The sequence below is a fragment of the Mesorhizobium sp. M2D.F.Ca.ET.226.01.1.1 genome, assembly GCF_004022705.2.
Taxonomy (GTDB): domain Bacteria; phylum Pseudomonadota; class Alphaproteobacteria; order Rhizobiales; family Rhizobiaceae; genus Mesorhizobium.
On sequence record NZ_RZOY02000003.1, the window covers coordinates 330,618 to 352,014 of the forward strand.

General features: G+C 63.6%; 15 protein-coding genes and 1 tRNA gene. 9 read left to right on the forward strand and 7 right to left on the reverse strand.

From position 1 onward, the window contains the following. Positions 1 to 148: 148 nt before the first annotated feature. Positions 149 to 1,054 (reverse strand): UTP--glucose-1-phosphate uridylyltransferase GalU, encoded by a 906-nt coding sequence (gene galU, locus EN869_RS09025; RefSeq protein ID WP_127225691.1) that lies wholly within the window; start codon positions 1,052 to 1,054, stop codon positions 149 to 151. 257 nt (positions 1,055 to 1,311) lie between these two features. Here galU and EN869_RS09030 point away from each other — a divergent pair, with 257 nt between their 5' ends. After that, positions 1,312 to 2,532, forward strand: a complete 1,221-nt coding sequence (locus tag EN869_RS09030) for a lytic murein transglycosylase (protein ID WP_127225690.1) — start codon at positions 1,312 to 1,314, stop codon at positions 2,530 to 2,532. A gap of 104 nt (positions 2,533 to 2,636) precedes the next feature. After that, positions 2,637 to 3,854 (forward strand): DUF459 domain-containing protein, encoded by a 1,218-nt coding sequence (locus EN869_RS09035; protein ID WP_127225689.1) that lies wholly within the window; start codon positions 2,637 to 2,639, stop codon positions 3,852 to 3,854. Between the two features lie 57 nt (positions 3,855 to 3,911). On the opposite strand, the gene EN869_RS09040 is transcribed toward EN869_RS09035, so the two are convergent. After that, entirely contained in the window at positions 3,912 to 5,366 is a 1,455-nt protein-coding gene (locus EN869_RS09040) for a glutamate synthase subunit beta (protein WP_127225688.1), read from the reverse strand. A 196-nt stretch (positions 5,367 to 5,562) separates the two neighbouring features. Next, entirely contained in the window at positions 5,563 to 10,299 is a 4,737-nt protein-coding gene (gltB, locus tag EN869_RS09045; RefSeq protein WP_127225687.1) for a glutamate synthase large subunit, read from the reverse strand. Between the two features lie 490 nt (positions 10,300 to 10,789). On the opposite strand from gltB, the gene EN869_RS09050 reads away from it, so the two are divergent. Both EN869_RS09050 and EN869_RS09055 read left to right on the forward strand, forming a co-directional pair. Next, on the forward strand, positions 10,790 to 11,839 hold the full coding sequence (locus EN869_RS09050; protein WP_127225686.1) for a low specificity L-threonine aldolase: 1,050 nt from the start codon (positions 10,790 to 10,792) through the stop codon (positions 11,837 to 11,839). Between the two features lie 21 nt (positions 11,840 to 11,860). After that, positions 11,861 to 12,754, forward strand: a complete 894-nt coding sequence (locus tag EN869_RS09055; protein WP_127225685.1) for an MBL fold metallo-hydrolase — start codon at positions 11,861 to 11,863, stop codon at positions 12,752 to 12,754. 146 nt (positions 12,755 to 12,900) lie between these two features. Here EN869_RS09055 and EN869_RS09060 read toward each other — a convergent pair whose 3' ends face one another. After that, a complete protein-coding gene (locus EN869_RS09060; RefSeq protein WP_095817091.1) occupies positions 12,901 to 13,368 on the reverse strand; it encodes an Hsp20 family protein in 468 nt (155 codons plus the stop codon). 517 nt (positions 13,369 to 13,885) lie between these two features. Between EN869_RS09060 and EN869_RS09065 the strand changes: the two genes are divergently transcribed. Together EN869_RS09065 and EN869_RS09070 are read left to right on the forward strand one after the other, a co-directional pair. After that, a complete protein-coding gene (locus EN869_RS09065; protein WP_127225684.1) occupies positions 13,886 to 14,842 on the forward strand; it encodes an alpha/beta hydrolase in 957 nt (318 codons plus the stop codon). 291 nt (positions 14,843 to 15,133) lie between these two features. Continuing rightward, the gene (locus EN869_RS09070; protein WP_127225683.1) at positions 15,134 to 15,421 is read left to right on the forward strand and encodes a hypothetical protein; all 288 of its coding nucleotides are present in this window, start codon (positions 15,134 to 15,136) and stop codon (positions 15,419 to 15,421) included. Between the two features lie 81 nt (positions 15,422 to 15,502). Here EN869_RS09070 and hisN read toward each other — a convergent pair whose 3' ends face one another. Both hisN and EN869_RS09080 read right to left on the reverse strand, forming a co-directional pair. After that, positions 15,503 to 16,276: a histidinol-phosphatase gene (hisN, locus tag EN869_RS09075; RefSeq protein WP_127225682.1), complete on the reverse strand. Its 774-nt coding sequence runs from the start codon at positions 16,274 to 16,276 to the stop codon at positions 15,503 to 15,505. A gap of 356 nt (positions 16,277 to 16,632) precedes the next feature. Beyond that, positions 16,633 to 17,574, reverse strand: coding sequence for an N-formylglutamate amidohydrolase (locus EN869_RS09080; RefSeq protein WP_127225681.1), 942 nt, complete (start codon positions 17,572 to 17,574; stop codon positions 16,633 to 16,635). Between the two features lie 164 nt (positions 17,575 to 17,738). Between EN869_RS09080 and EN869_RS09085 the strand changes: the two genes are divergently transcribed. Beyond that, positions 17,739 to 18,101, forward strand: a complete 363-nt coding sequence (locus EN869_RS09085; protein ID WP_006199474.1) for a response regulator — start codon at positions 17,739 to 17,741, stop codon at positions 18,099 to 18,101. Between the two features lie 230 nt (positions 18,102 to 18,331). Beyond that, positions 18,332 to 18,406, forward strand: a tRNA-Val gene (locus EN869_RS09090). 61 nt (positions 18,407 to 18,467) lie between these two features. Here the strand turns inward: EN869_RS09090 and EN869_RS34335 are convergent. Next, positions 18,468 to 18,761, reverse strand: coding sequence for a DUF1330 domain-containing protein (locus tag EN869_RS34335; RefSeq protein WP_167506996.1), 294 nt, complete (start codon positions 18,759 to 18,761; stop codon positions 18,468 to 18,470). A gap of 501 nt (positions 18,762 to 19,262) precedes the next feature. On the opposite strand from EN869_RS34335, the gene EN869_RS09100 reads away from it, so the two are divergent. Then, positions 19,263 to 21,395, forward strand: a complete 2,133-nt coding sequence (locus EN869_RS09100) for an alginate lyase family protein (RefSeq protein WP_245489397.1) — start codon at positions 19,263 to 19,265, stop codon at positions 21,393 to 21,395. The last annotated feature ends 2 nt before the right edge of the window (positions 21,396 to 21,397 follow it).

The window sequence follows — 21,397 nt, forward strand, 5'->3', positions numbered from 1 at the left end:
GGCCCAGGCCTATGCCGAGATTCAGGTCAGGCCGAGACGAGAACGGTAGGTTCCGAGAACCGGAGCGGAGCGTACTCAAAGTACGTGAGCACCGGAAGCGCAGGAACCTGCCGTTCGCAGACCGGCCTCACCTGAATATCGGCATAGGCTAGAACGCGGCGCCGCGGCGCTCCGCCGGCCGCACCTCGTCCAGCAGCGTGCGGATGACGCCGGCCATGCTTCCATTCATGTCACTGCGCCACAGCGCGAAGGCGACATTGGCCTCGACGAACCCTTCCGGCGAGCCGCAGTCGAAGGTGCGTCCTTTGTAATGATAGCCGTAGAAAGGCTGCTGCTTCTCCAGCTTCAGCATCGCGTCGGTCAGCTGGATCTCGTTGCCGGCGCCGCGTTCCTGGCTTTCCAAGATGCCGAAGATTTCCGGCTGCAGGATATAGCGGCCGTTGATGAAGAGGTTCGAGGGCGCCGTGCCCTGCTTCGGCTTTTCCACCATGCTCGTGATGCGGAAGCCGTGATGGGTGTCCTCGCCGCGGCCGACGATGCCGTATTTATGCGCTTCGGCCGGGTCGCATTCCTGCACGGCGATGATGTTGTTGCCGGTCTCGGCATAGAGTTCGACCATGTCCTTCATGCAGCTCTTTTCCGACTGCATGATCATGTCCGGCAAAAGCAGCGCGAAGGGTTCGTCGCCGACCAGCTCGCGGGCGCACCAGACGGCGTGGCCGAGACCCATCGGCACCTGCTGGCGTGTGAAGCTCGTCTGTCCCGGCGCCGGCTGCAGCCGCTGCAGTCGGGCGAGCTGGTCGTCCTTGCCGCGCTGGGCGAGCGTGTCATAGAGCTCGAACTGGACGTCGAAATGGTCCTCGATGACCGCCTTGTTGCGCCCGGTCACGAAGATGAAATGCTCGATGCCGGCCTCGCGCGCCTCATCGACCACATATTGGATGACCGGCCGGTCGACGACGGTCAGCATTTCCTTCGGAATGGCCTTGGTGGCCGGAAGAAACCGCGTGCCGAGGCCGGCGACCGGAAAAACTGCCTTGCGAACGCGCTTCATGCTGACACCCCTGCGTTTTCGGCCAATTATCCGCTCGGCGATGTGCTCCGCAATCCCCCCGGACATTTTCCCGGCGGATTCATTTTCACGCCGGAATCATTTTCGTGCCGGAATGTTGGACTACGAAACCGGCGAATTGAATGTGAGAGCTAAAAGCGGCGACACCTCTTTTCGTTCCCCGCGGCACCTATGGTAAACTAAATACTAACCCGGTTCGGCGTTGAATGATCCTTCCTGATTTGACGAAGGAGGAAATGATGTCGGTTCGAAACACGGCCAGGCGCCTGACGGCCCTCGCAACGGCTGCCGGCCTCACGCTGGCCTTGCTGATGCCCGCCGGACCCGCTTTCGCCGATGCCGGCTTTCGCCAGTGGGTTGCGGGCTTCCGCGCCACCGCCGTCGCGGGCGGCGTTTCGGGCGCTGTCTACGATCAGGCTATGAGAGGCATCGAGCCCGACCCGGTCGTTCTTGAAAAGGCCCAAACGCAGCCGGAATTCACCGCGCCCGCCTGGGATTATTTCGACAATCGCGTGCATGACCAGTCGGTGGCCAACGGCCAGGCGATGGCGAAGAAGTGGAAGCCGTGGCTCGATCGAATCGAGGCGCGGTTCGGTGTCGACCGCAACATCCTTCTGGCCATCTGGTCGATGGAATCGAACTATGGCGAGACGCTCAAGCGCGACGACATCATGCGCAACGTCGTCCGTTCACTGGCGACGCTTGCCTATGGCGATCCGAAACGTTCGAAATACGCCCGCACCCAGTTGATCGCGGCCTTGAAGATCCTGCAGACCGGCGACATCGACGAGAGCCATCTGATGGGTTCCTGGGCCGGCGCGATGGGCCAGACGCAGTTCATCCCGACCAGCTATCAGCGTTATGCGGTCGACATGGACGGCAACGGCAAGCGCGACATCTGGAATTCTATCCCCGACGCGCTGGCGACCTCCGCCAACCTGCTCAAGAAAAACGGCTGGCAGGCCGGCAAGACCTGGGGCTATGAGGTCACCATCCCGGCCGGCAAACTTCCTGGCGGAGCCAAGACGATCGCCCAGTGGCAGGCGCTCGGCGTCGTCAGGGCCAGCGGCAAGCCGTTCAAGAACCTGACCGACAAGGCGACGCTGAAGGTGCCCGACGGCAGGGGCGGCCCGGCCTTCCTGATGATCAGGAACTTCTCGGTCATCAAGGCCTACAACAACGCCGACAAATACGCTTTGGCCGTCGGCCTTCTGGCCGATGAGATCGCCGGCGGCTCCGGCCTGGTGCAGGACTGGCAGCGGCCTTTCACCAAGCTTAGCTTCGAAGAGCGGCAGGAGTTGCAGAAGCGGCTTTCCGAGCACGGCTATTATGAGGGCAAGTTCGACGGCAAGATCGGCGATGGCTCGAAAGCCGCCATCATGGCCTATCAGGCCAAGGTCGGCTTGACCCAGGATGGCTATCCGAGCATGGAAGTGCTCAAATGGCTCCGCAAGCAGTAGAGCCAGCGGAAGCGCCGGGCATCCTATAACAGACGGCACGGATGCTGGAGCGGCTTCACACCTGTGCGTGGCCTTGAGCCATGCGCCAAGGGATGGAGAGGTGTTTGGTTTCGGTCGCGCGTATCAGGCAGGGCATTCGCCGGGCGCCGATCCTGATTCTCGCCCTTGCCGTGCTTGCCGTCACCGCCGCCGGAGCCTTCCACACTCCCGCATTCGCGCAGGAACAGAGCCATGGCTGGTCGCTGCGCGACCTTCTGTTCCCGCGCCGCAGCGAACGCATCGAGCCGCCCTTCGAAGTCGAGAACCCGAGGCCGAAACCGAAGAAGAAAGCCAAACCGCGTCCGCCGGCGGAGCCGGAAACGCCGGTTGTCGAGAAGACGAACGACGCCCGCGTCGTGCTGGTGGTCGGCGATTTCCTGGCGGGCGGGCTCGCCGAAGGCCTGGACACCGCTTTTGCCGACAATCCCGCGGTCAGGATCGTCGCGCGCGCCAACGGTTCGTCCGGCTTCGTGCGCGACGACGTCTACAACTGGCCGGTCGAGATCAAGTCGCTGATCGAGACCGAGAAGCCGGCCGCCGTGATCGTCATGCTGGGCTCCAACGATCGGCAGCAGATGAAGGTCGGCGACGTGCGCGAGCAGCCGCGCTCGGAGAACTGGACCAAGGAATATGAGCGCCGCACCGAGGCGCTGGGCAAGGCCCTTGAGGACAGCAAAGTGCCGTTCCTGTGGGTCGGCATGCCGGCTTTCCGTGTGTCGAAGATGAACTCCGACATGCTTGCCTTCAACGACATCTATCACTCGGTCGCGCAAAGCCACGGCGGCGAGTTCGTCGATGTCTGGGACGGTTTCGTCGACGAGAGCGGCGCTTTCGTCACCTCCGGCCCCGACATCAACGGCCAGCCGGTGCGCCTGCGCTCCGACGACGGCATCAACGTCACCAAGGCCGGCAAGCGCAAGCTTGCCTTCTATACCGAAAAGCCGCTGGCCAAGATCCTCGGACTGGCGGCGCCCGGCAGCATCACCACCCTGTCGGCGCCGACGGGCGAGCCGGTCGAGGCGTCGAAGCCGTCCGCAGCGCCCGTCATCGTCGACCGCACCGCGCCGATGCTGCTCGGCGACCCGTCGCTCGACGGCGGCACGGAACTGCTTGGCGCAACCCAGCCGACCAGGGCCGATCCGAATCTACCCGGCGAAAAACTGATCGTCCAAGGCAAGGCGCCGGCGGCATCACCCGGCCGCGCCGACGATTTCACCTGGCCGCCGAAGCCACCGGCGACCGCCGCCGCTCAGCCGGGTACCGCCACGGGCGTCAATCAGTAGGTTGGTCGCAACGAGAACACCTGCGGCGAGCCGCAGGTGTGGAATTTCCAAACGGTCTCAGCGCGGCAGCACCGTCGATCCCATCAACGCCTCGTCGATCGAGCGGGCCGCCTGGCGGCCCTCGCGGATCGCCCATACCACCAGCGACTGCCCGCGGCGCACGTCGCCCGCGGCATAGAGCTTGTCGACGCTGGTCCGGTAGTCGCGGTCGTTCGCCGCGACATTGTTCGAGCGGCGGATGTCGGTGGCGACCTTGATCTTGCCGTCGAGCTCCTTCATCAGGCTGTCGCTCGCCGGTCCGGCAAAGCCGATGGCGATGAAGGCTAAGTCGGCGCGGATGACGAACTCGGTGCCGGCGATCGGCTTGCGCTTGTCGTCGACCTCGCAGCAGCGCACGCCGGTCAGCTGGCCATCCTCACCGATGAATTCGAGCGTCGCCACCTGGAATTCGCGCTCGGCGCCCTCGGCTTGCGAGGAGGACGTACGCATCTTGGTCGCCCAGTAGGGCCATACCGCGAGCTTGTCTTCCTTCTCGGGCGGCTGCGGGCGGATGTCGAGCTGCGTCACGCGCACCGCGCCCTGGCGAAACGCGGTGCCGATGCAGTCGGACGCGGTGTCGCCGCCGCCGACCACGACGACATGCTGGCCACCGGCGATGATCGGGTGCGAGGGCCAGGCCACCGACTGGATCGGTTCGCCGCCGACGCGACGGTTCTGCTGCACCAGATAGGGCATGGCGTCATAGACGCCGCTGAGGTCACTGCCCGGGATGCCGGCCGGCCGCGGCGTTTCGGAGCCGCCGCAATAGAGCACGGCGTCGAATTCCTCGATGAGATCGGCCACCTTCATGTCGACGCCGACATTGACGCCGCAATGGAAAGTGACGCCCTCGCCCTGCATCTGCTCGATGCGCCGGTCGATATAGTGCTTCTCGATCTTGAAGTCCGGAATGCCGTAGCGCATCAGCCCGCCCGGGCGGCTCTCGCGCTCATAGACATGCACGTCGTGGCCGGCGCGGCCGAGCTGCTGCGCCGCCGACATGCCGGCCGGGCCTGAACCGATGACGGCGACCCGCTTGCCGGTCTTCTTCTCCGGCGGATAAGGCCGGATATGGCCGGTCTCATAGGCCTTGTCGGCGATCGCCTGCTCGACCGTCTTGATGGCGACCGGTATGTCCTCGAGGTTCAGCGTGCAGGCTTCCTCGCAGGGCGCCGGGCAGATGCGGCCGGTGAACTCCGGGAAATTGTTGGTCGAATGCAGGTTGCGGATCGCGCTGCCCCAGTCGCCATTGTAGACGAGGTCGTTCCAGTCCGGGATCTGGTTGTGGATTGGGCAGCCGGTCGGCCCGTGGCAGAACGGAATGCCGCAATCCATGCAGCGCGCGGCCTGTTTTTCGACCTCCTTGTCCGACATCGGCAGCGTGAATTCGCGGAAATGCCGGATGCGGTCGGAGGCCGGCTGGTACTTGTGCACCTGCCGGTCGATCTCGAGAAAGCCTGTTACCTTGCCCATAGTCCAGTCCCTGCTGTCCGAAGGCACGCTTTTGTCGCGCACCCGTTAACCCCATAAGGCCGCCATGGCAACCGCACCTTGCTGGAGCATGACCTTCGCCGAAAACCGGTTCCCACTTTTCGGGGTCATGCTCTCGGGGTCAGGATTGTTGGTGAGGATGCCGGCCGGAAAGTCATCTCTCCGGCCTGCCCAACGCTTATTCCGCCGCCACGCTCATGCGCATGCGTTCCATCTCGATCAAGGCGCGGCGGTATTCCACCGGCATGATCTTGCGGAATTTCGGCCGGAAATTCTGCCAGTCGTCGAGGATCTCGCGGCCGCGCACCGAACCGGTGAAATGCACGTGGTTCGAGATCAGCTGGTAGAGCCGTTCCTCGTCATGGCTGGTCATGTCGCCGGACACGTCGACGCGGCCCTTATGGTCGAGATCGCCGCCATGATGGAGCAGTTTCTCCATCAGGTCGTCCTCTTCCGGAACCGGCTCGAGCTCGACCATCGCCATGTTGCAGCGCTCTGCGAAATCGCCCTTCTCGTCCAGCACATAGGCGACGCCGCCCGACATGCCGGCCGCGAAGTTGCGCCCGGTCTTGCCGAGCACGACGACGATGCCGCCGGTCATGTATTCGCAGCCATGGTCGCCGACGCCTTCGACGACAGCGGCCACGCCCGAATTGCGCACCGCGAAGCGCTCGCCGGCGACACCGGCGAAATAGGCCTCGCCTTCGGTCGCGCCGTAAAGCACCGTGTTGCCGACGATGATCGAGTCGGCAGCCACGATCTTGGCTTCTTCCGGCGGGCGGATGACGATGCGGCCGCCCGATAGGCCCTTGCCGACATAGTCGTTGCCGGCGCCGACCAGCTCGAACGAAACGCCCCGCGCGAGAAACGCGCCGAAGGACTGGCCTGCCGTGCCGGTGAGCTTCACCTGGATCGTATCCTCGCGCAGCCCCTTGTGCTTGAAGCGCTTGGCGACTTCGCCCGACAGCATCGCGCCGGCGGAGCGGTCGACATTGCGGATCGGCAGCTCGATGGTGACGGGCTGCCTGGCGTCGAGCGCCGGCTTCGCCAGTTCGATCAGCTTGCGGTCGAGCACGTCGTCGATCGGGTGCTTCTGCCGCTCGGTCCAATGCAGCGCCTCGTGCGGCGCTTCCGGTTTGAAGAACATCTTGGAGAAGTCGAGCCCGCGCGCCTTCCAGTGCTGGATGACGTCACGCTTCTCCAGAAGATCGGTGTCGCCGATGATCTGGTCGATATGGGTGTAGCCCATTTCGGCGAGCAGCGCCCGCACCTCTTCCGCCACGTAGAAGAAGAAGTTGATGACGTGCTCGGGCGTGCCCTTGAAACGCTTGCGCAGCACCGGATCCTGCGTCGCCACGCCGACCGGACAGGTGTTGAGATGGCACTTGCGCATCATGATGCAGCCGGCCGCGATTAGCGGCGCGGTCGAGAAGCCGAACTCGTCGGCGCCGAGCAGCGCGCCGATGATGACGTCGCGCCCGGTGCGCAACCCGCCGTCGACCTGCAATGCCACGCGGGAGCGCAGGCCGTTGAGCACCAGCGTCTGATGCGTTTCGGCAAGGCCCATTTCCCACGGGCTGCCGGCATGCTTGAGCGAGGTCAGCGGCGAAGCGCCGGTGCCGCCGTCATAGCCGGAGATGGTGATGTGGTCGGCGCGCGCCTTGGCGACTCCCGCCGCGACCGTGCCGACGCCGACTTCCGACACCAGCTTGACCGAGACGTCGGCCGCCGGGTTGACGTTCTTCAGATCGTAGATCAGCTGCGCCAGATCCTCGATCGAATAGATGTCGTGATGCGGCGGCGGCGAGATCAGGCCGACGCCGGGCGTCGAATGCCGGACCTTGGCGATGGTTGCATCGACCTTGTGTCCGGGCAGCTGTCCACCCTCGCCGGGCTTGGCGCCCTGCGCGACCTTGATCTGCATGACGTCGGAATTGACCAGATACTCCGCCGTGACGCCGAACCGTCCCGAAGCGACCTGCTTGATCGCCGAACGCTCCGGGTTCTTGCCGCCGCCGGGCAGCGGCAGATAGCGGTCGGCCTCTTCGCCGCCCTCGCCGGTGTTCGACTTGCCGCCGATCTGGTTCATGGCGCGCGCTAGCGTCGTGTGCGCTTCCCTGGAGATCGAGCCGAAGGACATGGCCCCGGTCGAGAAGCGCTTGACGATCTCGGCCGCCGGCATGACGTCCTCGAGCGCGACCTTCTTGCGGCCGGTTTCTTCGGCCAGCTTGATCTTGAACAGGCCGCGGATGGTTTGCGCCCGCGCGGTCGCGCTGTCGATCTGCGCCGAATAATCCTTGAATGTGTCCCACGAGCCCTGCCGCACGGCGTGCTGCAGGCTGGCGACCGCATCGGGCGACCACATATGCGCCTCGCCGCGCATGCGGTACATATATTCGCCGCCGACCTCGAGGCTGTTGCGCAGCACCGGATCGCTGCCGAAGGCGTCCGAGTGACGGCTGAGCGTCTCGGTGGCAATCTCGTCCAGGCCGACGCCTTCGATCAGCGTCGCCGTGCCGGTGAAATACTTCTCGACGAACTCCGACTTCAGCCCGATGGCGTCGAAAATCTGCGCGCCGCAATAGGACTGGTAAGTCGAGATGCCCATCTTGGACATCACCTTGAGGATGCCCTTGCCGATCGACTTGATGTAGCGCGAGACGACCTCATATTCGTCGACCTCAGCCGGCAGTTCGCCGCGCTTGTGCATGTCGAGCAGCGTATCGAAGGCAAGATACGGGTTGATCGCCTCGGCCCCATAGCCGGCGAGGCAGCAGAAATGATGCACCTCGCGCGGCTCGCCGGATTCGACGACGAGGCCGACCGACGTGCGCAGCCCCTTGCGGATCAGGTGGTGGTGCACCGCCGCCGTGGCCAGAAGGGCTGGAATGGCGATGCGGTCAGGCCCGACCTGTCGGTCCGATAGGATGATGATGTTGTAGCCGCCGGCGACCGCCGCCTCGGCGCGCTCGCAGAGCCGGTCGATGGCGCCCTGCATGCCGGCGGCGCCCTCGTTCGAGCCGTAGGTGATATCGATCGTCTTGGTGTCGAAACGGTCCTCGGTGTGGCCGATGGAGCGGATCTTCTCGAGATCGCCATTGGTCAGGATCGGCTGGCGCACTTCGAGCCGCTTGCGGCGCGACGTGCCGACGAGGTCGAAGATGTTCGGCCGCGGCCCGATGAACGACACCAGGCTCATCACCAGCTCCTCACGGATCGGGTCGATCGGCGGGTTGGTGACCTGGGCGAAGTTCTGCTTGAAATAGGTGTAGAGCAGCTTCGACTTGTCCGACATCGCCGAGATCGGTGTGTCGGTGCCCATCGAGCCGACCGCTTCCTGGCCGGTGGTGGCCATCGGCGCCATCAGAAGCTTGGTGTCTTCCTGCGTGTAGCCGAAGGATTGCTGGCGATCGAGCAGACTGACATCCTTGCGCAGCGCGCGCGGCTCGACCGGCTTCAAATCTTCCAGGATGAGCTGCGTGTTGGCGAGCCAGGTCTTGTAGGGGTGCCTGGTCGCGATCTCCGACTTGATTTCCTCGTCGGAGACGATGCGGCCCTTGGCGAGGTCGATCAGCAGCATGCGGCCGGGCTGCAGCCGCCACTTCTGCACGATCTTTTCCTCCGGCACCGGCAGCGCGCCGGCTTCCGAAGCCATGATGACCCGGTCGTCATCGGTCACGATGTAGCGCGCCGGACGCAAGCCGTTGCGGTCGAGCGTGGCACCGATCTGGCGGCCGTCGGTGAAGACCACCGCCGCCGGGCCGTCCCACGGTTCCATCAGCGCCGCATGGTATTCATAGAAAGCCTTGCGGTCGGCATCCATGAGCTTGTTGCCGGCCCAGGCTTCCGGGATCAGCATCATCATGGCGTGGGTGAGCGAATAGCCGCCCTGGAACAGGAACTCGAGCGCATTGTCGAAACACGCCGTGTCCGACTGACCCTCATAAGAGATCGGCCAGAGCTTCGAGATGTTGTTGCCGAACAGCTCGGAATCGACTGAGGCCTGGCGCGCCGCCATCCAGTTGTTGTTGCCGCGCACCGTGTTGATCTCGCCATTATGCGCGACCATGCGGTAGGGATGCGCCAGCTTCCACGACGGGAAGGTGTTGGTCGAGAAGCGCTGGTGGACCAGGATCAGCGCCGTTTCGAAGCGCGGATCCTTGAGGTCCTTGTAATAGGCGCCGACCTGGTAGGCCAGGAACATGCCCTTGTAGACGATGGTGCGCGCCGACAGCGACACGCAATAGGCGCCGATATCCTTGTTGTCGTTCTCGGCATAGATGCGGCCCGAGATCACCTTGCGCAGCAGATAGAGCCGCGCCTCATATTCCTCGTCGTCGGGAATGTCGGCCGTGCGGCCGATGAACACCTGCCGGTGGAACGGCTCCGACGCGACGATATCGGGCGCCTTCGACAGCGACGAATTGTCGACCGGCACGTCGCGGAAGCCGAGGAGCGGCAGCCCTTCCGACTGCGCCGATTCGGCGATGATCTCTTCGATATGGGCGCGCAGCGCGGCGTCCTGCGGCATGAACCAGTGGCCGACGCCGTATTGGCCGGCCGGCGGCAGTTCGACGCCCTTGGCCGCCATTTCCTCGCGGTAGAAGCCGTCAGGGATCTGCGCCAGCACGCCGGCGCCGTCGCCGACCAGCGGGTCGGCGCCGACCGCACCGCGATGGGTGAGGTTTTCCAGCATCGCCAGACCGTCCTCGACGATCCGGTGTGACTTCACGCCCTTCATGTTGGCGATGAAGCCGACGCCGCAGGCGTCATGCTCGTTGCGCGGATCGTAGAGGCCCTGCGCCGCCATGCCGTTGGCAGTTCGCAGCTCTTTGGTCAGGACGGTATTTTTAACGGCTGCCGCTTTCGTCTGCGCGGCCTGGCCGTCGATCGCAGATGGCGTCAGTTCCGTCATCGTCCTATCCTCCGTTCTCCACCTTGGCCCTGACTGTCTCAGGGCGCTGGTTTGCCTTGGGAAGCGCTATGCTTCCCCTTCATCCTGCTGCACGTCTCGCGAAATCCATCGAACCATACGGCTATACGCCCGGTTCGCATCCGGTATCGTACAGGCCAGAGCCGGGCCGTCTACCCGCCGCTCGCGACAATGGCCGGAATGGCATCGATGATACGCCAGTCCAGCCTGTTTTGTGCGACAAAATAAGACAGCACTACTGTCCTAAATTTTTTATGGCAGAAATCTGGCACCCGCACAAGACCGATTCACAAAAAACTTGCCGGCGTCGCGACACAAAATTTCGTGACAGCCGCAGGAAACGCAACCTTCAGTCCAAGCTTTTCAGGCAGCTCGGCTGGCTTTACTGCTTTGCCAAGGATTGGCCCTTGCGCTTCGCCAGCCGAAGCGGTCAAGTCCCGCCGCTTTTGCCAATCACGACATGGACCTCTCGATGTTCTTTGCATCCGACAACTGGGCGGGCGTACATCCCGATATTTCGGCCAACCTCTCGCGCCATGCCGCAGGCACGGCCACCGCCTATGGCGACGGCGATCTGGACCGCGCCGTCTATCGCCGCTTCAACGAGATCTTCGACCGCGAGGTCCAAGTCTTCTTCGTCGCGACCGGCACGGCGGCCAACGCGCTTTCGATGGCGGGGCTGAACCGTATCGGCGGCATCGCGCTTTGCCATTCCGAGGCGCATATGAATGTCGACGAGTTCGGCGCGATGGGTTCCTATACCGGCGGCGCACGCACGGCGCCGGTGCCGGGCCCGCTGGGACGCATGAACCCGGAGGCGCTCGACCGCACCATCAAGCGTTACTCCCGGGATCTGGCTCCCGCCGGTCAGCCGATGGCGGTCACCGTCACCCAGGCGACGGAGGTCGGCACGGTGTATAGCGTCGACGACGTCAAGGCGATCGCCGAGGTCAGCCGCCGCCACAAGCTGCCGCTGCACATGGACGGCGCGCGCTTCGCCAATGCGATCGCGGCAACCGGCGTCAGCCCGGCCGAAATGACCTGGAAGAGCGGCGTCGACCTCATCTCCTTCGGCGCCACCAAGAACGGCTGCTGGATGGCCGACGCGGTTGTGATCCTCAATCCGGACTTCGGCAAGGAATTGCGCCTGCTGCGCCAGCGCGCCGGACAGACCTTCTCCAAGGCCCGCTTCATCTCGGCTCAGTTCGAAGCCTATTTCACCGACGATCTGTGGCTGCGGATGGCCGGGCACGCCAATCAGATGGCCGCGCATCTGGCCGAGACGATCGAGGACGCGCCGGCCGGCAGGCTCGCCTGGCTGCCGCAGGCCAATGAGGTGTTCGCGATCCTCAACCGCGAGACTGCCGAGAAGCTGCAGGCGGCTGGAGCCAAATTCTATGAATGGGGCGTGCCGCAGGGTTTTGATGGCCATTTCGGCGACAATGAAGCGATCTACCGCTTCGTCGCCAGCTTCGCGACCACGACGCAGGAGATCGACCGTCTTGGTCAGTTGCTTGGCTGAACGACGGTCGAAGGCAACCGGATGACCAGACCACCTCTCGGCTCGACGATGCGGCTGATTCGCCCGGCGCCTAACGTGCTGGGCTTCTATGATGGTCGCGTCGAGGGCGTGCGCATCTGGTCGGACGAGCCGAATTGGCTCGACGACGGCGCCTATACGCTCGGCGTCTGCACCTACGCGATCGTCGACGGAGCGCAGGCGCTCGTCTACGACACGCATATATCCTTGGCTCATGCCCGCATCATCCGGCGAACGCTCGAAGAGATGGGCGTGACCTCTATCCGCGTCGTGCTCAGCCACTGGCATGACGACCATATTGCCGGCAATGAGGTATTCCAGGATTGCGAGATCATCGCCAATACCCTCACCGCCTCGGCGCTCGAACGCGGCCGGGCCGAGATCGAGGGCGGCAATCCGCCGATCAAGCCGCTGGTGCTGCCCAACAGGACGTTCGAGGACAGCCTCCGCCTGACGGTCGGAGCGATCCCGGTCGAACTGCGTCAGGTCGAAATCCACAGCCATGACGGCACCGTGCTGCTGATGCCTGACGCCGGCCTGCTTTTGGCCGGCGACACGCTGGAAGACTCCATCACTTATGTTTCAGAACCGGAACGCCTGGCGGCGCACTTGCTCGACCTCGAGCGCATGTCCGATTGGCAGTTCGAGCGGATCCTGCCCAACCACGGTTCGTTGGAAGCAATCGAAGCCGGCGGCTACGACAGAAGCCTCATCGCGGCGACCGAGGCTTATGTCCGAAAGTTGCTTGCCTGCCGGCACGACACCGACCTGGCCAAACAGGATCTGAGGACCTTCGGCGCCGACATATTTGCCACGACGGCGACCGAGTACTTCGTGCCATACGAAGCCGTTCACCGGCAGAATGTCGAGGCGGTGATCGCGGCAAATGGCCAATAGGTGCGTTGCAGCTGAGCAATCATCACCCGCCGCTGCCAGCTTTAAAAAGGCGGAAAGCCCTCTTGCCGATGGCACAATAAAAAGCGGCGCCTCTCGGCGCCGCTTCCGTCTCGGGAGTGAGACGTTGTCTGTGATGACCCCGCGAATTACGCAGCGGCCTTGGCTTCGATCTGCTTCGCCTTGTCCGAGGACTGGGTGATCGCGATCTTGCGCGGCTTCAGCTCCTCGGGAATGTTGCGCTTGAGGTCGACGAAGAGCAGGCCGTTCTTCAGCGTGGCGCCTTCCACTTCGACGTGGTCGGCAAGCTGGAAGCGGCGCTCGAAGGCGCGCGAGGCAATGCCGCGATAGAGCAGCTCGGAACCCTCGCCATTACCCTCTTCCTTGCGCTCGCCCTTGACGGTCAGCACGTTGCGGTGGGCTTCGATCGAAATCTCGTCTTCCGAGAAGCCGGCAACGGCCATCGAGATGCGATAGGCGTTCTCGCCGGTGCGCTCGATGTTGTAGGGCGGATAGGTCTGGGCGGTCTCGGGCTGGCCGAGCGTATCGAGCATGGTGAAAAGCCGGTCGAAACCGACGGTCGAACGATAAAGCGGGGAAAAATCAACGTGACGCATGATGTGTTCTCCTGTTGAGCAACATGGTTTGCGTATGGCCCGCTGCGAAACCCTCGAAAGGCGATCCGGATAGGCCAGCGACCCCGACAATCGGCGGCCGCAACCCTCATTTGGGAAGCTCAAAAACGCATTTCAAGGTGTTTTCGGCGGCCGCAATGCGGCCACGTTCATGAACGGTGGATGAACCGCCGCTTCGGCATCCGTTCAGCCGCTTGGCGCTAGGCTTTGGTCAAGTTCGAGCAATTCCAGGAAAAGCGTGACGCGGTTTCCGTCCGGAATTGCTCCAAGACAAAGAGACAAGCGGCGCCACTTTTCCCCGCCGCGACGAGGCCGAACCGGGTGCATCGTCCCTTCCTCCCGGATCGACAAAGGCCGGAAGTGCGCCGCAGGCACTTCCGGCCTTACCTTTGTGGCCCCCGCGTAAATCCCCGCAACACCTTTGCTTTTGCTGCCTGCCCGTCTATCACGATGGCGACCCCTAGCCTGTCCGGGCACGGAACAACCAACGACGCGCTGAATGACGGATATTTTCCATCACACCGAGGACAATCCCGCGCCGCAGAATGCGACGGGTGGCTTCTTCACCACGCGTGACCGCAAGAAGATCCGCTACGGCGTGTTTGCCGCCGTTACCCGTCCGCTGCAGGGCACCGTAGTTCTGCTGACCGGGCGCAACGAATGTATCGAGAAATATTTCGAGACCATCCGTAACCTCGCCGATCGCGGCTTCGGCGTCGCCATCCTCGACTGGCGCGGCCAGGGCGATTCCAGCCGCCTCTTGAAAAACCCCCAGCGCGGCTATGTCCGCAGCTTCCGCGACTATACGCGCGACCTCGAGCAGTTCTTCGAGGAGATCGTACTGCCCGACTGCCGGGGTCCCTATTACATCCTCGCCCACTCGACCGGGGCCGTGATCGCGCTGCTTGCCTCACCGTCGATGGTCAACCGCGTGCGGCGCATGGTGCTGCTGACGCCTTTCCTCGCCGTGCCCGATCTGCCGGTTTCGATAAGCACGGTGCGGCGCGTCTGCGCTGTCTTCTGCGCGCTGGGCCTCGGCCGGCTCTATGCCGCGCTCGGCCCACGGCCGAAATCGCCACCGCCTTTCGAGGTGAACAAGGTGACCTCGGACCCGGAGCGCTACAGGCGCAATGTCGGGATATACGAGGCCTGGCCGCAGCTCGCGCTCGGCGGCCCGACCATCCGCTGGCTGAAGGCCGCCGCCGCGGCCGCGGAGGCCGTCAGCGATCCGGATTTCATGGCAAGGGTCCAGGTGCCGATGCTGATCGTCGCCGCCGGAGCCGACCGGGTGGTCTCGACCAGGGCCGTGGAAGCCTATGCCAGGAAACTGCGCGTCGGCTCGCTGCTGATGATCGACGGGGCCGAGCACGAGTTGCTGCAGGAGAGGGACATCTATCGCGAGCAGCTTCTCGCCGCCTTCGACGCCTTCATTCCCGGCACCGGCGACGCTCCCTGATCGGCTTACCAGCGGGACGGGGCGCCGGTCACTCGACCGACCGTCGTCGCCGCCAGCCTCTTTCCGCTCGAACGTCGAGCACTAGGTAGCCTGTCCAGAAGTCGCGCACCAATCGACACAGGCCGAGGGAGCGGACGTGGACATCTCAAACCCTCTATCACGTCAAGGCCGCCGCCTGCTGCAGATCGGCATCGTCCTACTGCTGCTAACGTCTTTTGAAGGATTTGCGATCCCATACCTCGCCGCGCCCGGCTCGGACTGTCGGCCCATACGCTAGGCGGCCTGGAAAGCGTGCTGCTGCTTGCCTTGGGCCTTTTATGGCCCAGGCTCGATCTCGGCGTCGCGATGTCGAGGATCGCGTTCTGGTTCCTGATCTATTCGGCCTTGGCTATCCTGGCCGCCTATGTGATGGCCGGCCTCTGGGGCGCCGGCAACGAGACGATGCCGCTGGCGGCCGGTGCCTTCCATGGAAGCGCCTTTCAGGAGGCGGTGATCAAGGGCGTGGCCTATTCGTCCGCGCCGACCGGCCTCATCGCTTTCGCGCTCATCCTGTGGGGACTGCGCTTCGAGCGCGCTTGACCGTGACCGCTGCGGCGTTCAGGAACTGCGCAGCGGTTTCCGCTCACTGGCATTGGAGCAGGCACCTGGGCCACCGGATGCTCAGCCGCGCAATGCCGCCATCGCCGCCGCGTGCAGTTCCGGCGTCGCGGCCGCCAATATGTCGCCGCCCTTCTCGGCCGACCCGCCTTCGAAGGTGGTGATGACGCCGCCGGCCTTCTCGATGATCGGGATCAGCGCGACGATGTCGTAGGGTTTCAGGCCGGGATCGGCGACGATGTCGATGCTGCCTGCCGCCAGCATGGCGAAGGCATAGCAGTCGGTGCCATAGCGGGCGAGCTGGACCTTCGTCTCGAACTGGTCGTAGCGCTTGCGCGCATCACCCTTGAACAAGGCGGGTGTGGTCGTGAAGAGCGTCGCCCGCGCGAGGTCGGTCGTCTTGCGGGTGGCGAGCCTGCGCGGACCGCCGGGTCCTTCAAAATGCGACCCGGACGCGTTGGCATAAAACAGCTCGCCGGTGAAAGGCTGCGACATCATGCCGGCGACCGCCTCGCCATCGACGGTCAGCCCGACCAGCGTTCCCCAGACCGGGATGCCGGAAATGAAGGCGCGGGTGCCATCGATCGGATCGATCACCCAGACATGCCGGCTGCTGATGTTCTCGCTGCCATGCTCTTCGCCGAGGATGCCGTGCTCTGGAAATTCGGCGGAAATCAGCGCCCGGATCACGCGTTCGGCTTCGCGATCGGCCTCCGTTACCGGATCGAAGCTCCCCGCCTCCTTGTTGGTGACCGCGCCCTGGCTGCGGAAGCGCGGCAAGGTCTCCGCGGCGGCCGCATGCGCGATGCGCCGCATGAAATCGATGCTGATGTCCAAGTCGCTCTCCCCATTGCGGCCCTTGTCGGCCGCTGCTTCTTGCAGAACAGGCGCGCTGAGAACCCGTCAGATGCCCGTTTTCTGTTGCCTGAATGTCACATTCGAACCGCCGAAGCGGAGTTTCCACATCATATTGAATTAAAAAACCCCGATGTCGATTGACATTTGTGCGGCGCACAATAATTTTGTCATCGGACAGGTTTTCCTGTCCATGCCCTCCTTGGGCGTTTCCTCCCTAGACTTCGACCGTGTCGTGAAAACGATGCGGTCTTTTTTTCGAGCAATTCCCAGGAAAAGTGTGAAGCGGTTTTCCGTCCGGAATTGCGTATAAACAACTCGGCGCGCCGACCGCGCCGTCATTCGGCCGCAAGCGGCAAATCGACGAAATGATGGTCGGGCATCGACATCAGGTCGGCCGCGAAGCGGGTCAAGTCGTTGGCCAAAGCGTCGAAACCAGCCGATTTCCGGAACGTCCGCTCGTCCATGTAAAGCCCGCGATTGACCTCGATCTGCAGCGCATGCAGATGCCGCGCAGGCCTGCCATAGTGCTCGGTGATGAATCCGCCGGCATAAGGCTTGTTGTGCGCCACCGTATAGCCCATGCCGACAAGCAGGCTGATCGCCATTTCGGTGAGCGCCGGCGAGGCCGAGATGCCGAAGCGGTCGCCGATGATGAAGTCGGGCCGCACGCCATTGTCGCCGACCCGGATCGAGGCCGGCATCGAGTGGCAGTCGATCAGCACGGCATAGCCGAACCTGGCATGCGTTCTGGTGAGCAGCCGCTTCAGCGTCTCGTGATAAGGCTTGTACACCGCTTCGATGCGCCCGACGGCCTCGGAGAGCGGCAAGCGCCCGGGATAGATGTCGAGCCCTTCGCCGACCAGTTTCGGCACCGTGCCCAGCCCGCCGGCGACGCGCGCCGAGCGGATGTTGCAGAAGGACGGCACCGGCTCGGCGAACATGCGCGGATCGAGTTCCCAGGGCTCGCGGTTGACGTCGAGATAGGCGCGCGGAAAGTTGGCCGCCAGCAGCGGCGCGCCGAGCGGCACAGCGCCGCCGAAAAGCTCCTCGACATAGCAATCCTCCGACCGGCGGATGGCGTTGCGGTCGAGCCGCGCCATGGCCAGGAAACGCTCCGGATAGTGCCGGCCGCTATGCGGTGAATTGAAGAGGAAAGGAACGCGCTGTTCGGCGCCCGATCGGATTTCGAAGGGTGGAACGACCGAAAAATCCTCGGCTGCCGTTTTCAATTTGCACGAACCAGGAAACAGCACTGCATCATGAATTGAAATTGCCACCTTGCGTCCGGCATGTCCAGCATTTCAGGCGGCGAAACCGTGCCTCGAAGCGGATGTGGGATGCCCTTCATTCACTTGATGTTTACCGACGCATCCTCATATACAGGATGGTTAACGGCCTTGCCCGGCGGCAGGCTTGGGGCGGGTGATTCGGACGGGACATGATGGCACGCATTCTGCTGGCGGAAGACGATGACGATATGCGCCGCTTCCTCGTCAAGGCGCTGGAACGCGCCGGCTACCAGGTGAGCGATTTCGACAATGGCGCCAGCGCCTATGAGCGACTGCGCGAGGAGCCTTTCTCGCTGCTCCTGACCGACATCGTCATGCCGGAGATGGACGGCATCGAGCTTGCCCGCCGCGCCACCGAGATCGACCCGGACCTCAAGGTGATGTTCATCACCGGCTTTGCCGCGGTCGCGCTCAACCCTGATTCCAAGGCGCCCAAGGACGCTAAGGTGCTGTCGAAGCCCTTCCACCTGCGCGATCTCGTCAACGAGGTCGAGAAGATGCTGCAGGCGGCCTAAAGCATGTCTCCCGAAAGTGGTAACCGGTTTCGGGACGAAGACATGCGCAAAATCAAAAAGCTAAAGCGCATGGAGCGAATCTGCAAGATCGCGACGCGCTTTAAGCGCCTCCGGCCCGTATCGGGCCTTGCATCGGCAGGCACTTCGCCGATGCGACAAACGGAAGCCGTCTTTCCACATTCCCGCTATTGACGTGCCGGATCAAAAGTGGTGTATGCGCGGCGTCGGATGGGCGTGTAGCTCAGCGGGAGAGCACTGCATTGACATTGCAGGGGTCACAAGTTCAATCCTTGTCACGCCCACCATCCAACCAATAAGTCAGTCCCCGTCTGGCAACAGTATTCTCCGCAGCGCTGCCTACGGCAGTTACCCGAGATCCCCCTCGAACATCACGAGCACGCGATTCGACGCCTTGAGCGCGAAGCGCATGGCTTCCTCATAGGCGGGGTCGGCGTAGCAGGCCTTGGCGATCTCAAGCGACGGGAATTCCACCAGGACCATGCGCTTGGCGTCGCGCGCCTCGATCAGCAGAGGCGGCTGTTTCGTCGTGTTGGTTCGTGCCCGGTATTTTTCGCCGATCGGCTTCCAGAGCCGGCCGTATTCGGCCTGTGCCTCCTGGTCCGAAATCTCGGTTCCGACGATGAGCCAGTATCCCTTCACGCTGAAGCGCTCCCTTGATGATTGCGGCCCTGCACCATGAACGCGCCGCCGCTGATGTGCAACAAATGGCCTGTGGCAAACTTGCTCATGTCCAGGCGAGATAGAGTCAGGCAATGTCGACGTCTTCGGCCATTCCAAGGCGCAGCCAGGACGCAAGCCGCTGTTATTCGCCTGCCTCGGATCCATTTGCATTCCCGCTTAGCCCAATTCGCGGCGCGTCGATGAATGGAAACGTGGGCGGTCCTAATATAAGGCTACGCAAGGCCAGATTCGGGGGATCGTTCTAATTCCGACAAAGACCCAGCTCTTCGGTCAGCCGGCCATAGCAAGCGGACCGCCAACCGCCAGTCTCGGCCCATGAGTGCTGGCCGCAAAAAGCGCCCGGTCTGGTTGCGCGTCTATCGTGAGCTCCGGCGGGCGGGCCGATACGTCTGCGCGCCGCTTGCCACCCTGGCCCGGATACGCGAACAGGCGAAAAACAAGGCCGCTCGCAATCTCCTGATGCGACAGCGCATCGAGGCAGCTCGCAAGGCCTATGAGGCGTCGCAATCCGAGCCGGTGAAGGACAGCTTCATGCTCGTCCGCATCATCGGCAACGATCTGGAACCGCGCCACAGAAAGGGTCAGTCATACGACAATGTCCGGTTCATCCTGGACAACGAACCGGCCTTCCCGGACTGCGAGAAATTCTGGATCGTCAACCGTATCGTCGACCCCAACGAGCAAGCGCGCATCGTCGACCTGTTGCAAAGCCGCGGTCAAAGCTTTCAAGTAATCCCGTTCGAGCTCGAAGCCTATCGGCAAATTCCCTGGAACACAGAAGCGTTGGCAGCAAACGAATCCAGGTTTGCCAACGCCGGCAACCGGCCGGGTGGAGAGAATGCGTCGCGTTATGAAACGCATGTGCGGCGCTTCAAGAACCTCTATGTGATGAACAACAACGGTGCGCGCAACGCGGCGCTGGAGATTGCCCGCGCGCGTGCCAGGTGGCTGATGCCCTGGGACGGCAATTGCTATCTGACAGCGCCGGCCTTCCAGCAAATCCGGACGGCGACCGGGCAAAACCCTTATTTTCGCTATGTCGTCGTGCCGATGGCGCGCATCGTCGACAACGCGCTGCTCCTCGACGGGGGATTCACGCCGCAGGCGAACGAAGAGCCGCAGATCATTTTTCGCAGTGATACGGCCGAGCTCTTCGACGAAACATACGGCTATGGGCGACGGCCGAAGATCGAAATGCTGTGGCGGCTCGGCGTCCCGGGACCATGGGACCGGTTCCGCGACGACGCATGGGATTTCCCACGCGCTCGCCTTGCGGAGGATGCCGGGCTTTTCCAGAACGCAGGCTGGGTTGCCCGTTTGGATTCAGGGCGTGCGGATCTGGAAATCGGCCGTGCCGGTTTCCGCGCCCGGCTGGGCCAGCGCGACGAGGCGATCATCGGCATGCTCGACCGTTGCGATGCGAGCGCGATCGCCCGAAAGCTCGATCCCGCTCGCCTGGTCTATTATGACGAGGACAGGCTTGCCGCCGCGCGCCAGGGGCAAGACCTGCAGATCCAAAAGGAGCTGCGCGCCCATGCTGAGCAGGCGCTTCTGCGCGGTCCGTTCAGCGTCATGGACAAGAGCGGCCGTGCCCCGAGCGGCGACCCGCACGACTATTTCCAGCCGGCCCCCTATTGGTGGCCCGATCCGCGCAAGCCCGATGGCCTCCCCTTCATCCGGCGCGACGGCGAACATGCCCCCGGCACCGCATTGTATTCGGCGGGCAGCGAAGCCTACGACCGGACACGCCTGCAACGGGTTCTGGACGACACCACCGTGCTTGCCCTGGCGGCGACCGTGCTCGGCGAGCCGCGTTACGCAAGTCATGCCGCCGGGCTCGTCCGGACCTGGTTCGTGGACCCAGCGACCAGCATGAACCCGAATATGCGCTATGCGCAGGTGCGATGGGGCCACGACAACAATGAAGGTCCAGGATACGGCATCCTCGACCTTGCGGACCTCTACTTCTTTCTCGATGCCGTCAGGTTGGTCGAGCGAAGCGGTGCGTTGGACGCGCGCGACAGCCAGGCCTTCAGGGCTTGGCTCCGGTCATATTGCGAATGGCTGGATACCGCGCCGGCCGCGATTTTCGAATTCTACCGGCTGAACAACCACGGCGTTTTCTTCGACCTGCAGCGGGCGGCCATCGCGGCGTTCCTGGGTGACGGCGCGGCGCTTGCGAAAGCGGGGCTCTATGCCCGCGAACGGATAGCGGACCAGATCGCCGCCGACGGCCGCTTGCCTGAGGAACTGTCGCGCCCCCGCCCGAGGCACTACGCCCTATCTGCCTTGCAGGGCTGGACGGCGCTGGCGCGAGTCCTGTCCTCGGTCGGCGACGATCTCTGGGCGTACCGGGCGAAGGACGGACAGGGGCTGGTCGCGGCCCTGCGCTGGGCAGCGGCACATTCCGATACGCTTGCCACGATCCGCGGCGAAACATTCGATGGGGAGCGCATCCAGCCCTTGCTGGATGATCTGGCGCGGCATCATCCCGACCAAGCCGCGCCTGCAGGCTCGCAACCAGGAGCCGCGAAGCTGGTCTTCCATCCGGACTGCGCGATCCCGCCATTCTGGATCTGGCGGCGGGCTTGATT

What these genes read in the sequence shown, in the direction of transcription:
- galU (WP_127225691.1), bottom strand. Translation starts at nt 1,054, where the DNA reads ATGAAGCGCGTTCGCAAGGCAGTTTTTCCGGTCGCCGGCCTCGGCACG.
- EN869_RS09030 (WP_127225690.1), top strand. Translation starts at nt 1,312, where the DNA reads ATGTCGGTTCGAAACACGGCCAGGCGCCTGACGGCCCTCGCAACGGCT.
- EN869_RS09040 (WP_127225688.1), bottom strand. Translation starts at nt 5,366, where the DNA reads ATGGGCAAGGTAACAGGCTTTCTCGAGATCGACCGGCAGGTGCACAAG.
- gltB (WP_127225687.1), bottom strand. Translation starts at nt 10,299, where the DNA reads ATGACGGAACTGACGCCATCTGCGATCGACGGCCAGGCCGCGCAGACG.
- EN869_RS09050 (WP_127225686.1), top strand. Translation starts at nt 10,790, where the DNA reads ATGTTCTTTGCATCCGACAACTGGGCGGGCGTACATCCCGATATTTCG.
- EN869_RS09055 (WP_127225685.1), top strand. Translation starts at nt 11,861, where the DNA reads ATGACCAGACCACCTCTCGGCTCGACGATGCGGCTGATTCGCCCGGCG.
- EN869_RS09060 (WP_095817091.1), bottom strand. Translation starts at nt 13,368, where the DNA reads ATGCGTCACGTTGATTTTTCCCCGCTTTATCGTTCGACCGTCGGTTTC.
- EN869_RS09065 (WP_127225684.1), top strand. Translation starts at nt 13,886, where the DNA reads ATGACGGATATTTTCCATCACACCGAGGACAATCCCGCGCCGCAGAAT.
- EN869_RS09085 (WP_006199474.1), top strand. Translation starts at nt 17,739, where the DNA reads ATGGCACGCATTCTGCTGGCGGAAGACGATGACGATATGCGCCGCTTC.
- EN869_RS09100 (WP_245489397.1), top strand. Translation starts at nt 19,263, where the DNA reads ATGCGACAGCGCATCGAGGCAGCTCGCAAGGCCTATGAGGCGTCGCAA.